10 protein-coding genes are annotated in these 13970 nt (G+C 70.6%); 2 read left to right on the forward strand and 8 right to left on the reverse strand.

Going from position 1 to position 13970, the window contains the following annotated elements:
• Window positions 1–4 precede the first annotated feature (4 nt).
• From ACFHWT_RS05965 to ACFHWT_RS05995, 7 genes are all read right to left on the reverse strand, one after another.
• A complete protein-coding gene (locus ACFHWT_RS05965) occupies window positions 5–1228 on the reverse strand; it encodes an ABC transporter substrate-binding protein (RefSeq protein ID WP_416593556.1) in 1224 nt (407 codons plus the stop codon).
• A 5-nt stretch (window positions 1229–1233) separates the two neighbouring features.
• Window positions 1234–1638, reverse strand: coding sequence for a roadblock/LC7 domain-containing protein (locus ACFHWT_RS05970; protein ID WP_123603540.1), 405 nt, complete (start codon window positions 1636–1638; stop codon window positions 1234–1236).
• 38 nt (window positions 1639–1676) lie between these two features.
• Entirely contained in the window at window positions 1677–4250 is a 2574-nt protein-coding gene (locus tag ACFHWT_RS05975) for a nitrate- and nitrite sensing domain-containing protein (RefSeq protein ID WP_416593557.1), read from the reverse strand.
• Between the two features lie 411 nt (window positions 4251–4661).
• Window positions 4662–5306, reverse strand: coding sequence for a response regulator (locus tag ACFHWT_RS05980; RefSeq protein WP_416593673.1), 645 nt, complete (start codon window positions 5304–5306; stop codon window positions 4662–4664).
• 47 nt (window positions 5307–5353) lie between these two features.
• Window positions 5354–6601 (reverse strand): sensor histidine kinase, encoded by a 1248-nt coding sequence (locus ACFHWT_RS05985; RefSeq protein WP_416593558.1) that lies wholly within the window; start codon window positions 6599–6601, stop codon window positions 5354–5356.
• A 77-nt stretch (window positions 6602–6678) separates the two neighbouring features.
• On the reverse strand, window positions 6679–8733 hold the full coding sequence (locus ACFHWT_RS05990; protein WP_416593559.1) for a serine hydrolase domain-containing protein: 2055 nt from the start codon (window positions 8731–8733) through the stop codon (window positions 6679–6681).
• A gap of 82 nt (window positions 8734–8815) precedes the next feature.
• Window positions 8816–9184 (reverse strand): helix-turn-helix transcriptional regulator, encoded by a 369-nt coding sequence (locus ACFHWT_RS05995; protein ID WP_416593560.1) that lies wholly within the window; start codon window positions 9182–9184, stop codon window positions 8816–8818.
• Window positions 9185–9502: 318 nt separating this feature from the next.
• On the opposite strand from ACFHWT_RS05995, the gene ACFHWT_RS06000 reads away from it, so the two are divergent.
• Window positions 9503–10525, forward strand: coding sequence for a TerC family protein (locus tag ACFHWT_RS06000; protein WP_416593561.1), 1023 nt, complete (start codon window positions 9503–9505; stop codon window positions 10523–10525).
• A gap of 15 nt (window positions 10526–10540) precedes the next feature.
• On the opposite strand, the gene ACFHWT_RS06005 is transcribed toward ACFHWT_RS06000, so the two are convergent.
• The gene (locus tag ACFHWT_RS06005) at window positions 10541–12301 is read right to left on the reverse strand and encodes a S8 family serine peptidase (protein WP_416593562.1); all 1761 of its coding nucleotides are present in this window, start codon (window positions 12299–12301) and stop codon (window positions 10541–10543) included.
• Between the two features lie 637 nt (window positions 12302–12938).
• On the opposite strand from ACFHWT_RS06005, the gene ACFHWT_RS06010 reads away from it, so the two are divergent.
• The gene (locus ACFHWT_RS06010) at window positions 12939–13955 is read left to right on the forward strand and encodes an SDR family oxidoreductase (protein ID WP_416593563.1); all 1017 of its coding nucleotides are present in this window, start codon (window positions 12939–12941) and stop codon (window positions 13953–13955) included.
• The last annotated feature ends 15 nt before the right edge of the window (window positions 13956–13970 follow it).

The following is a 13970-nucleotide window of genomic DNA, read 5'->3' on the forward strand; positions in this document are numbered from 1 at the left end:
CAGCTCAGCCGCCGAGCGTGGTCAGCTCGGACACCACCACGTTGGCCAGTGCCCGGCCGTCGCGGCGGACCTGGCGCAGGTACCACTTCTGGATCGGGGCGTGGGTGGTCTTGGCGAACTGCCAGGGCCCGCGCGGGCTGGTGAGCTGCCCCAGCCCGGCGATCGCCGTGTTGATCTCCGCCGGTGTCGGGTTGACCCCGGCCGCGGTGATCGCCCGGTCCAGCACGGCCGCCGCGTCGTACGACGCCATCACGATCGAGGTGGGGGTCCGGCCGGGGTAGGTGGCGTTCCAGGCGGCGACGAACTCCCGGTTGGCCGCGTTGTCCAGGTCGGGGGAGTAGTTCAGCCCGTTGTAGATTCCTTCCGCCGCAGTGCCCTGCGCATCGAGGCTCGCCGGTTCGGTCACGAAGCCCGCCGCGTAGAGCGGCAGGTCGGCGACGTCCGACTCGGCGTACTGCTGGACGAAGGAGATGGCGCTCTGGGCGTCGAAGAAGCAGTAGATCGCGTCGGCACCGGTCTGGGCGATCTCGTCGAGGTACGGCCCGAAGTCGGTGGTGCCCGGGAACGGGGAGAAGACGGCCTGCCCGGTGGGGTTGGCGATCCGGCCACCAAGCGACTTGAAGGTGTCGACGAAGCCGCGCAGCTCGTCGCGGCCACCCTGGAAGTCCGGCCCGATGGCGTACACGCGGCCGTTGCCGACCTCCTGCTTGACGAACGGTGCCATGGCGACGCCGGGCTCTTCGGAGAGCAGGTTGGTGTGCCAGACGTACGTCACGTCGTCCAGCTCGGGCCGGCCCAGCCCGCCGACGAGCGGCACCTGGTGTTCGTTGATCAGCGGCAGGATCGCGGTGACGTTTCCGCCGTTGATGATGCCGGTGATCGCGGAGACGCCGTCCTGCTCCAACAGCCGGGTGGCCGACTCGACGGCCACCCCGCTCTCGTACCCCTCGTCGCCGATGACCATTTCGGCCGGGTGGCCGCCGAGCTGGCCATCGTGCATGTCCAGGTAGAGCTGGAACCCGTCGCGTAGCTCGTCACCGGGTGCTTCGAGCTGGCCGTCGATGTTGGCGAGCATGCCGACCTTGATCAGCTGCGGCGTTTCGCCCGATCCGCCGAAGCATCCGGCGGTGCTGACGGCCAGGACGCCGGTCAGGCCGGCGGCGAGCAGCCGACGACGGGCGGAGCGGGCGGCGGCGTGGGGGCGTGTCCACCAGGTCGGGCGTCGCATGCCGATCACAGGGCCCGCAGCAGTTCGGCACGGACCGCCGGGGTGAGCGCCTCGCCCATCCGGTTCGCCAGGTCGGTCATCTCATACGAGACCTGGCCGACGTCACACGTGGGGGAGGCGAGCACGAGCAGCGACGCCCCGTCGCTGAACGACATGCAGAACATGAATCCGCCGTCCATCTGGGTCACGTTGGAAATCACCGTTCCCGCCTCGAAGAAGCGGGCCGCCCCGACGAGCAGGGCGATGAGGCCGCTGCCGGTGGCGGCGAGCTGGTCGGCCCGGTCCCGGGGCAGGCCGTAGTTGTGCGCGAGGACCAGCCCGTCGGTCGAGATGGCAAGGGCATGGCTGACCTCTGGGGTCTGACTGACGAAGTTCTGCAACAACCAGCTCAGATCGTTCGGGCTCGTCACGGTGGCGCTCCAGGTCGGGGAAGGTGGGAGGGTCGACGTCAGGCGGAGGTGGGGGCGCGACGCCCGGCCACGCCCTTGGCGTAGGCCGACATCGCCGCCGACACGGCGCCCGGGTCGAGCTTGCGGGGCGCGTCGGATGCGGGCTGCGGCGCGTCGGGGATCAGGTGGTGCTGCGGCACGCGGCGCGGCAACCCGACCTGGTCGGCTGCGCTCGTGGCGGTGGTGGTCGCGGCGGTGGTGACTGCGGTCGTGGCAGCCGTCCACCGTTCACCTTCGTCGTTCGGCCAGGTGACGATCACCGAATCGCCGTCCATCGCCGTCTTGAACCAGCCGTTGACCGAACGCCGCGCCTCGGCCACCGCCGTTCCCGCTGCTGCGGCCGTCGGTAGGGCGGACACCGGCCGCGTGGGGGCGGGTACGGACGCCGACGCGGATGCCGCTGCCGGCACCGGCGGGGGTGGGGGTGACGGCGCGGGCGGGGGTGCCGGCGCCGACTCGGGTGCGGGTGTCGGGCGGAACAGCGGCGCTGGCGCCTTCACCGTGGCCCGGCCGGCGTTGATCACCGGCCGGTCGCCGCCGAAGGCCGCCGGTACGGTCGGCCGACCGCCGACCAGCGACGGCCGGGCATGCCCGGTGAGGGCCGGCGTCGGCTCGGGAGTCTGCACCGGCCGGCGGGTGATGACCGAGGCGGGCATCATGATCTCGGCGACCGTGCCACCGGATGCTCCGGGACGCAGCTCGACCCGGACGCCGTGCCGGGCGGCCAGCCGGGCGACGACGCTGAGACCCATCGCCCGTACGCCCGACACGTCCACCGTCCCAGGGCTGGCGAGCTGGGCACTGAGCTGGGCACACCGCTGCTCGGAGAGCCCGACCCCCTGGTCGACCACCTCGACGATGGCCCGGTCGGACAGCGCGTGCCCGGTGACCATCACCTCGGTCTCCGGCGGCGAGTACCTGGTCGCGTTGTCCAGCAGTTCGGCGAGCAGATGCGCGACCTCGTCGACGGCCGCACCGGCGACGGACAGCTCCCGGTCGACCGTGCCGATCCGTACCCGGGTGTAGTGCTCGATCTGGGAGAGCGCGGCCTGGATCACGTTGTCCAGCGGTACCGCTTCCCGCCGTACCCGGGAAATGCCGGAGCCACCGAGCACCAGCAGGCTCTGGTTGATCCGCGCCATCCGGGTGGCGAGGTGGTCCAGTTGGTAGAGCTGTTCGAGCCGGTCCGGGTCGGTCTCGTCGCGCTCCACGCGGTCGACCTGCGCCAGCATCGCGTCGACCAGTCGCTGCTCGCGTCGGGACAGGTGGACGAAGATCTCCGAGACGTTGGCCCGCAGCACCGCCTGTACGCCGGCGACCCGTACCGCCTCGCGGTGCAGCGCGCGGGTCGCGGTCGCCACCTCGGCGATCTCGTCGGTGCCGGTGATCGGGAACTCCGACACCGACCGGTCGGCCACCTCGTCGGGCTGGACGGTGCCGGGCGCGGCGGCGTCGAGTTCGCGGACCACGGCCGGCAGCCGGTCGTACGCCACGGTGGTCACGATGTTGCGGAGGCTGCGGAGCCGCTTGGTGATCCGCCGGGCCACCACACCGGTGAGCGCTGCGGTGAGGACCAGCACGAGGAGGATGCCGACACCCTGCAGCACTGCGGCGTAGAGCCGCTGCTGACGCTCGGCCGCCACCGCGTCGGCCACCGCGGCGTCCATCTGGCGCTGGATCCCGAACAGCTGACCGATCCACCCCTCGGTGGCCTCGACCCAGGCGTCCGCGTTGATCCCGAACCGCTCGCCGGGCAGGGTCCGCCCCACCTGGTCCTGCAGGCGCTGACCGGCGACGACCTGCGGGTCGGTGCCGATCTGCTCCCAGCGCACCACCCATTCCTGATCGGCGAGCTCGAGGAACGAGTTGCTGGCCTCGACGAACCGGGCCTGCGCCTCGGCGCTCTCCTGCTGACCCGCGGCGGTCAGCGGGCTGCCGAGACTGCGCAGCACGATGATTTGCTGCTGCCCGATGGCCTCGCTCGCCTCCGACACCGCGACCGCCGCCCGGACCAGGTCGGCGGTGGCCGCCGAGTTCTCGGCGACCACCGAGGTGCGGAAGGCGAGCAGGTCGGCGATGAGGATCCGGTAGCTGAAGGCGATTGCCGACAGTGACACGCGTGGGCTGGAGCGGACCTGTTCGCGAACGGTGGTCAGCGCGTCCAGCCCGGCGTCGACCCGGCGTAGGACCGGGTTGTCCCCCGTCACCTCGGTCCGCTGCTGCTGGAACGTGGCGACCGCCGCGTCGGTCCGGGCGACCTGCTGCGCGTAGCTGTCGCTGGCAGTCTCCCGGTCGGCGGTCAGCTCCACGGCGGCGACCACCCGCTCGGCCTGCAACGCGCGGGCGAGCGTGCCCGCCTCTGCGGATAGCTGTACCAGGTCGGTGACCCGGTTCGTGTTGATCACCTGCCGGACGGTGCCCTGCAGGGCGATTCCGGCGAATCCGATGACGGCGACCAATGGTACGGCCACCAGGAGCCGGAGCAGGCGGACGATGCTGCCGCGGGTCAACCACCGGCGGCGGTGGTCACCGGAGCGGGTGTGCGCCGCGCCTGCTGACAAGGCCCGTGTCACGCGAACTCCGTCCTCTTGCGTTTGCGTTGTCGACGTCGGCCACCGCAGGCGCCAGGTAAGGATGGGGCGAGGGCCCAACGGCTCGTCTACCCATGTCAGGGCGCATTCCTACCATGGCGTTGATGACACCTTCTAGACTCCTGGTCGGCTGCTGGCGCGGATTGACGCGCTGGTCACCTCCGCGACGCGCAACGGCTGATGTCCGCCTGCACTGATCGATAGATCGATTGGCCGTACGGGTGATTACGTGCTGGCTGCGATCTTGTACGTCGGTGCCTGCCGGTAGGTCCTACGCTGCCGCAGGTGCGCAGGGCGAACAGTCCGGTCGTCGGTTCGTGGCAGGCGCCCACCCTCGACATCGGACGGCGGCGGATGTTCGGCCTGCGGGTGCGGGCGTCTTGCCCACCGGCGTCAGTGCGGGACCAGGCCGTTCTGGTACGCCCACACCACGGTCTGCAGCCGGTCCCGTACCCCGATCTTTGCCATCGCCCGCCCCAGATGCGACTTGACGGTGCTGGTCTCGATGAACAGCTCGTCGGCGATCTCGTTGTTGGACAGGCCCTTGGCGAGCAGCCGGACGATCTCCGCCTCCCGGGGGGTCAGCTGCTGCGCGGCCGCCGACTCGGGTGACGTCGCCGGACGTCGCCGGGCGAACTCGGCGATCACCCGGCGGGTCACCGTCTGGTCGACCAGACCGTAGCCGGCCGCCAGCCGGCGGATCGCGTCGATCAGGTCCTCGGGCTCGCAGTCCTTGAGGATGAAGCCGCTGGCCCCGGCCTCGAGCGCGCCGAAGACGTACTCGTCGAGGTCGAACGTGGTCACCACCAGGATGGCCGGTGCCGACCCGGCCGCGTCGGCGAGGATCTGCCGGGTCGCGGTGAGCCCGTCCCCGCCGGGCATCCGCACGTCCATGCAGATCACGTCGGGGCGAAGCCGCCGGGCGGCGGTGACCGCCGATGACCCGCTCGACGCCTCCGCCACCACCTCGATGTCGGCGGCCTGCTCCAGCAGCACCCGGAAACCGGCCCGGACCACCGCCTGGTCGTCCACCAGCATCACCCGGATCGTCCCGGCACCGGCGTCAGCCCCGGCCTCCGCAGTGGTCACGACCGCTCACCTTCGTTGTCCGTCAGCGTCACAGTGACAGACCAGCCGCCCTCAGCGGTCGGCCCGGCCGCGAACCGGGCACCGATCGCCTGGGCCCGTTCCCGCATGCCGACCAGCCCGACGCCGCTGCTGGTCCGTACCGCCGGCTCCGGGCGTCGGGCCGGCGGGGCGTTCACCACCGCCAGCGACACCTCACGCGGCAAGTACCGCAGCGTGACCCGGACCGGCGCGCCCGGCGCGTGCTGCCGGGCGTTGGACAGCGCCTCCTGCACCGTCCGGTAGAGCGCCACGTCGGCGATCGGCGGCACCGGGCGGGGCGTCCCGTCGACAGTGAACTCGACCGGCGTACCCAGGTTCCGGGCGGTCCGGAGCAGCTCGTCGAGTACAGCCAGCCCGGGTACCGGAATGGTGACCTCGCCGTCGGTGTCCTGGCCGTCACCGTCGGTCCGGTCCGCCGGGCCGGCCCGCAGCACCCCGACGACCAGTCGCAGATTGTCCAACGTCGCCTTGCCCTGCGTCCGGATCCAGGCCACCCCCTCCTTTGCCGCAGCCGGATCCCGGTCGATCAGCTGCTGCACCGCCGCCGCCTGCACCACCATGCCGGACAGATGGTGCGCGGCGACGTCGTGCAGTTCCCGGGCCATCTGGGTGCGTTCCGCACCGATCGCCGCCCGTACCTTCGCCTGCTGGGTCCGGGCCGCCTCGGCGGCCTGCTGACGGAGCAACCGCACGTAGCGTCGGTGGGTGGCCACGTAGCTGCCGACGAACGCGCCGCCGAGGTAGGACAGCGCGCTCGACCCGGCCGGGCCGACCGCCGGCAGCAGCAGGCCGGACGATGCCGCCGCGGCGGTGCCGACCGCCGCCGCGGTCTCGACAGCGGCCGCCGCGCCGACCAGCGCGAAGGACCGCCGGGCCGGCAGCAGACCCCCGATGGTGTACGCCACGACGAACGGCGCGAACCCCCGGATCGTCGCGTCCGGTGGCGACGACGCGATCATCACGACCTGGACGCCGACCACGGCGGCCAGGCAGACCAGCGGGCGGACCCGGCGCAGACACAGCAGCAGGGCCTGCCCGACGCCGAGGGAGATCAGCAGCCACTCCCGCGCCGGGGTGAGCGCCAACGCGTCCGGCGGCGTCACCACCCAGAACAGCGCCGCCAGCATCGTGAACGTCAGCACGGCGACGCCAGCCGCGAGCAGAAAGTCACGGACAAACGGCCGGCCCTCGATGTGGTCGTTCATCGTCGGCATCCTCTGTTCCAGGTCGTGACGGGCCGCGACAGGGGGTCTGGCCGGCGTCGGGTTGACGGTTCGTGCTGTCAGTAGGAGATGTTCGGCGCGAGCAGCATGAACTCGATAGCGAACCACCCCGTACCGGCGAGGGCCAGCAGAACCAGGGTGCTGCCGGCGGTGCGCGACCAGCCGACCCGACGACGGACGTCGTCGACCAGGCGGACCGCCGCCGGGATGACCCCGAGCAGGCCGATCAGCTGGAACAGCTGCACGGTACGCAGCGGGACGGCGGAGAGATCCTCCAGGTTCATGATCAGCACCAGACCCACCGCCCAGCTGGCCAGCGCGAGCAGGGCACTGCCGACAGCGACCCGGCTCAGCACCCGAGCGGTGCGTCCGGCCCGGTCGCGGGGCGCCCGGCGCAGGACCCGCCGGCCGATCGCCCCGACCGGCCAGGCGAGGACGGTGAGCAGCAGGACCACCGCCGACGCCCCGATCACGCCGAGGGCCAGCACGGTGCCACGGGCCGGTTCGACCGGCAGCAGCGTGAACGCGGAGTCGAAGGCGATCGCCTCCACCTTGCCGCCGGCCGCCCGCATCGCGACGGTGTGCTGACCGCCCACCTTACGCCAGACCCACGGCTCGATCTCTTCGTAGACGGCAGCGGAATCGGACAGCGGACGCGGCTCGAACAGCAGGTGGCCGTCGTCACGGACGCTCACCGTGGTCCGCCCGGTCAGGCCGATCAGGGTCAGGAAGTTGCTCCGGACGGTGCGGGAGCTTTCGTACGTGCCGGCGGCCATCGCGGCCCGCTCGGCGGAGCCGGCCGGCGCGTTGGACACCGCCGCCGCTGCTTCTGCAGCCGGCGTCGCCGCCGGGAAGTAGCGGTCGGCGAACTGTTCGGTCAGGGCCCGCCGCAGCTCGTGGTTGGCCAGCGCCGACGTACCGGTGCTGTTCAGCGAGACGAAGAAGCCGGCGCCTTCCTCCGGGTAGATCTGCAGGTGGCTGTGGAAGTAAAGGGTGTCGCCGCCGTGCCCGATGATCCGCCGGCCGTTGCGGCTCTCGTCGAAGAACCCGAGAGTCATGCGGGGGCCGGCGGCGAGCGTACCGAGCGACGCGGCGTCCAGCGCCGGTCGGTGCATCAGGTCGAGCGTCGCCGCGTCCAGCAAGGGCTGGTCACCGACCGGTTCACCCAGGTGGGCGAGCATGAACCGGGCCATGTCCGGGGCGGAGGCGCTCATCGCCCCGGCCGGCGGGGTGCCGACGATCTCGAACGGGCCGGCTGGGGCGGACGCGGTGGCGTACCCCTGCGACATGCGGCCGGCCAGCGGCGCGGGCAGCGGCTGGGCGAAGGACGACGACGTCATGCCGAGCCGGTCGAAGATGTTGCGCTGGACGTACTCCTCGAACGGGACGCCGCTGACCCGCTCGACGATGTAGCCGGCCAGCGAGTTGCCGTAGTTGGAGTACGCCGGCACGGTGCCCGGCCGGAAGATCTGCTCCGGCGGGTCGGTGACCAGCGCTTCGCGCAGATCGGCCCGGGTGCCTTCCTGCCCGATCAGGCCGGCGATCCGCTCCTCGAAGCCGGGGGTGTGGGTCAGCAGGTGCCGCAGGGTGATCGGCTCGTCGAAGCTGCGGGGGAGGTCGAAGTCGAGGTAGCGGTCGATGTCGGTGTCGAGGTCGAGACGGCCGTCCTGAACGAGTCGCATGACGGCGGTGGCGGTGGCGAGTTTCGACACCGAGCCGATCCGGAACAGGTGCTGCTCCGGATCGACCGGCACCGCTGTGTCGCCGGTGCCGGTGTCGGCGTGGCCGTACCCCCGGGTGGTGACGATCTTGCCGTCGTGGACGACGGCGACGGTGGCCCCGGCGATGTCGTTACGCTCCAGCGCGGCCGGGAGCACGTCGTCGAGCCATGCGTCGACGTCACCGCCGTCCAGCGCGGCCGGTTCGACGGCTGCGGCCGGGGTGCCGGTCGTCGGGGCGGCGTCGGGCGGGGCGGCGCCCGCACCGCACCCGGCGACGCTCGCGCCGACGGCGACCGCGATCGCCAGGGCGGCGCCGACGCGCCGCAGTCGGCCGGTGGGCCAAGGCAGGTACGACCGGTATGCGGTCTGCTCTGATGCATTGCTCTGGGTCATGCACAACAGCCTGCTGTGGCGGCCCGGCCAGGCCATCTGACGCAGGGCCACATTCGACTTACGACCTTGGTAGGAGGTCGGATCAGCCTCCGGTAGGCGGCTCGGGTCGTGGCTGCGCCGGCCCGGGCCGGTCTGATCGCCGGGTGAACAGGTCGAGCAGGTCGCCGATCTGCCGGCTTGCTTCGGCGGGGTGTCGGAAGTGCCCGGTCGGATCGACGGTGTACTGGTTCCGGCGGCCGACCCGGGTGCGGTGCAGGTAGCCGGCGGCCTCCAGGTCGGCGACGATGCCCTGGGCCGCGCGTTCGGTGATCCCGACGGACGTGGCGACGTCACGCAGCCGCACCGTCGGGTCCCGGGCGATGGCAAGCAGCACGTGCGCATGGTTGGTGAGGAAGGTCCAGCCGCGGGTGGTTGGCCGCGCGCCGGGCTCGGCTGATGCTGGCACCGACATCACAGACCCGCCGTCCCCTCGTCGTCGCGCGGCCTCTCAGACGCAATATACGTAGGACAGTACGTGAAAGTGGGATCGTAGGTCCGGCCGTTCGCCGCCTGTCGGGGGGCTGGTCGGCCCTTGACATGCGAACCACGCTTCGCGAATACTTGTGCGTAGTTCGAGGGGGAGTACCCGCGTACCACCGCGTCGTCGTCAGCACGGGCCCGGACCTGCCGCGCCCCGGCGACGCAGCCACCACCGTCTGGTGGCCCGGGGAGACCTTCGTCCAGTAGCGCCGGCCCTGACCACGGGCCGGTCGGGCGAAAGGTCTGTCCGTTGACCGTTTCCTGGTGGGTCTGGGCCGCGCTGATGCTCGCGGTCGCCGCGATGCTGGCCGTCGACCTGTTCCTGCACCGTGACAACCACGTCATCGGCTTCCGTGAAGCCGCCGCCTGGTCCGGCGTCTGGATCGCCGCCGGCCTGCTGTTCGGCGTACTGTTGTGGGCCTGGCAGGGCGGCGAGGTCGCCGGCACCTACTACGCCGGCTACCTGATCGAGAAGGCGCTGTCGATCGACAACGTGTTCGTCTTCGCGCTGGTATTCAGCTACTTCGCGGTCCCCGCCGCCTACCAGCACAAGGTGCTGTTCTGGGGCGTCATCGGCGCCCTCGCGTTCCGGCTGGTGTTCATCTTCGTCGGTGCCGAGCTGCTGGAGACGTTCTTCTGGACCGCGTACCTGTTCGGCGCGTTCCTCATCTACACCGGCTACAAGATGGCCTTCCGGCACGACGAGCAGACCCCACCGGACCGCAACCCGGTGGTCCGCCTGGTCCGCCGCGTCATCCCCACCGACCCGGCGTACCACGGCGAGAAGTTCTTCACCCGGGTCGACGGCAAGCGTGTCGCGACCCTGCTGTTCGTCGTCCTCATCGCGGTCGAGGCCACCGACCTGATCTTCGCCATCGACTCGATCGCGGCGATCCTGGCCATCAGCACCAGTACGTTCATCGTCTGGACGGCGAACGCCTTCGCCATCCTCGGGCTCCGCAGCCTCTACTTCTGCCTCGCCGGCCTGCTGCGCCGCTTCGTGCACCTGCACTACGGCCTGGCGGTGCTGCTCGCCTTCGCCGGCGTCAAGCTGATCCTCTCCGAGACCCCGGTCGGCAAACTGCCCATCCCGGTCACCCTCGGGGTCATCGTCGCCACCATCGCGGTGTCGATCATCTGGAGCCTGCGCAGCACCAGCGGAACCGGCGACGCCATCGGTGGTGGCGACGGCGTCAGCGGGCCGGGCACCGGTGCCTCCGGTGCCCGACCCGCTGAACCAGCTGATCAACCTGACCGTTCAGTTGTCAGGTGACGGTCCGGCCCGTCGTCAGACGACGGTGCAGGGCGTTCCGTTCAGGGTGAACGCGGTCGGCTCCGCGGTCCCGGAACCGTTGCCGTTGAACCCGATGCTCGCCGTGCCCTGCGGCAGCAGCGTCGAGTTCCACGTCAACGAGGTCGCGGTGACGTCCTGGCCGCTCGTACCGTAGGTGGCGGACCACCCGCTGCCGAACGAGTGCCCGCTGGGCAGGGTGAAGGCCAGGGTCCAGCCGTTGATCGTGCTGGAGCCGGTGTTCGTGATGACGATGTTGCTGGTGAACGTGGAGCCACCGCTGTTGATCGCGTAGGAGACCTGGCAGGTGCCCGCCCCCGTCGGGGTGTTGACGGTGACCGCCGACGAGAACGACGACAGGTTGCCTGCGGCGTCCTCAGCCCGTACCCGGAACTGGTAGCTGGTCCCCGGGGTCAGCCCGGTCGCCGCGAACGAGTTCGTCGCCGAGGTGCCGGCCGGCGCGAACGTACCGCCGCCGGTGGCCCGCTCGAGCTCATAGCCGACCACCCCGACGTTGTCGGTCGACGCGGTCCAGGTGAGCGTGGCCGAGGTCGCGGTCACGCCCGACGCCACCGGGGTGCCGGGGGTCGACGGCGCGACAGTGTCGGTCGACGTGCTACCCGGGTCGGCGTACAGCAGCAGGTTCGGCGACCCGGTGCCGATGCCGGTCAGCACGTTGCTGGTGGCCGCGCTCAGCAGCGCCGCCTTGGCCTGCGCCATCGTCGCGCTCGGGTTGGCCTCCAGATAGCGGGCCACCCAGCCGGTCACGTGCGGAGCGGCCATCGAGGTGCCCGACCAGTTGGAGGCGACCGCGCTGTCGCTGCTGTTGCCGGCCGAGGTGATGTTGTTGCCCGGAGCGAAGACGTCGATGCAGGAGCCGTAGTTGGAGCTGGACCACCGGCCGTCGGTGATGGTGGTCGCGCCCACCACGATGCCGTCCGCCGACCGAGGGTTGTTGCTGCAGGCGTCGCTGTTGTTGTTGCCCGCCGCGAACACCGCCAGCACCCCGGCGTCGATCATGTTCTGGGCGGCCGTGTTCACCACGACACCGTAGTTCTGCAGGCTGAGATTCGCCACCGAGCGCGGCGGTGCGTTCGTCGCCACCCAGTCGATGCCCTCGATCAGGTCCGCGTTGGTGCCGAAGTTGAAGCAGTCCAACACCCGAACGTCGCGGATCTGCACGTCCTTGGCGACGCCGTACGTCGTGCCGCCGACGGTGCCGGCGACGTGCGTGCCGTGGCCGTGGCAGTCCCCCGGACTGTTGCCGTCGTTGACGGCGTCGTAGGCCCACTGCGCCCGGGTGCCGAAATCGTCGTGCGTGGTCCGGATCCCGCTGTCCAGGACGAACACGGTGGTCCCGGTGCCGTCGGTGTCGTAGCTGAACTCCTGGTCGAGCGGGAGGTTCCGCTGGTCGACGCGGTCCAGACCCCACGACGGGGGATTGGGCTGGGTGGTCGCGCCACCGCCGGTCACCACGGGCTCGACGGCCTGGATCACCGCGTCGGCCTGGACGTACTCGACGTTCGGGTTGGCGCGCACCGCCTCAAGGGCGTCGGCGTCAAGCTTCGCGGAGAAGCCGTTCAGCACCGTCGCGTACGGGTGAACCTCCCGGCCACCGGCCCGCTCGGCGACCACCACAGGGTCGTTCGCCGCGCCGCCGGTGAGTGGCTGGTCCTTGAGAACGACAATGTAGCCGCCATTCGGCGTGCCATTCTCGGCAGGCAGCAGGGGAGCAAGAGAAGTCGTCGGTTGTGCCATCGCTGGAGTGGCACCGAAAACTACCAGAAGTGCGGACGTCGCGGCTGTCGCGATTGCCTGGCGACGGTATCGATGCGATCTGGACATAGGAGAAACTGGCCTCCTGGGCGCGGTGACGCATGGACTACCGGTGAATTGACGGCTTGCCCGGCTCGTCAGCCGCCGGGATCACCGGGCGCTGTGGCCGGACAGAGTGCTCGAGCCCCGTCTGCTGCAATGAGAGCACGGGTGTCGGTGTTCGCCAATGCCCAGACTGTTTGAAACCTGAATGAACTATGTTAAGGATGCGGTGTGGCCAGCGACTGTTCACAGGATCGAAAAAAGCGACCGCCCACGTGATTGCTCTCACGTTGCCAAATGATGCACTGGTCGATCTGCACCGGTCGTGCGCCCTCTCGGGGCTGCCGGGCCACGGTGCCGCCGGGGTTGTCATTGAGAGCGGGGGTGGGTCGCCGGCTGCGGGCACCAGCAGCTCAGCAGGGTAGGTGATCCGTCGATCCCGCGACCACCGGTGCTGTCGCAAGTCCGAGAACATCGGCTCAGCCCGGTCGCGGACATAGGGGTCACCGGTACTTTCGGCGCAGTCCGGGGCGGGGTGCATGCCCGTTCACAGTGCGAGTGGTGTCGGGAGTCGGCGATGAGTGGCGAGCAGGTACTGGTGACAGGAGGCTCCGGCTTCGTCGGGGCGCACTGCGTCGTACGGCTGCTGCTGCAGGGGTACCGGGTGCGTACTACGGTGCGTTCGTCGCGTCGTGCCGCCGACGTACGCACGATGCTGCAGGCGGGGGGAGCGGAACCGGGTGACGCGCTCAGCTTCGCCGTGGCCGACCTCACTTCCGATGACGGCTGGGCCGAGGCGGTGACCGGATGCGACTACGTACTCCACGTCGCCTCTCCGGTGCCGCTGGCCGAGCCCCGCGACGAGAACGAACTCATCGGCCCGGCACGCGACGGCGTGCTGCGGGTGCTGGGCGCGGCACGTACGGCCGGGGTCAAACGTACGGTGCTGACGTCGTCAATCGTGACGGTGAAGTACGGTCACCCGGCAGACAAGCGGCTGTTCACCGAACAGGACTGGACCGATCCGGAACAGGGTCAGGTCTCCGCGTACGCGAAGTCGAAGCTGCTCGCCGAACGCGCCGCCTGGGACTTCGTGCGTAACGACGGCCAAGGCATGGAGCTGACGGTGGTGAACCCGGTCGGCATCTTCGGTCCGGCCCTCGGACCGGACAAGTCCCTGTGGTCAGAACAGATCGACCGGATGCTGACCGGACGCCAGCCCGTCCTGGCCCAGATCCACATCGGTGTGGTCGACGTACGGGACGTCGCAGACCTGCACGTACGGGCGATGACCGATCCGGCGGCGGCCGGGGAGCGGTTCCTGGCCAGCGCCGGCACCATGTCGATGCGGGACATCGCGGTATTGCTGCGTACCCGGCTCGGTGACACAGCTGACCGGGTGTCGACGCGGGTGCTGCCGGACTGGGCGGTGCGTCTCGCCGCCAGGTTCAGCCCGCGGATCGCGTTCGTGTTGCCTGAGCTCGGTGCGGTACGCGAGGCGTCGAGCGAGAAGGCTCGTCGGATGTTGGGCTGGCAGCCCCGGCCGGCTGAGGAGGCCGTCATCGACATGGCGAACAGCCTGATCCAACGCTGAGCCCGCTCCCCGCTG

It is taken from the genome of Micromonospora sp. LOL_021, assembly GCF_048060215.1.
Classification (GTDB): Bacteria; Actinomycetota; Actinomycetes; order Mycobacteriales; family Micromonosporaceae; genus Micromonospora_E.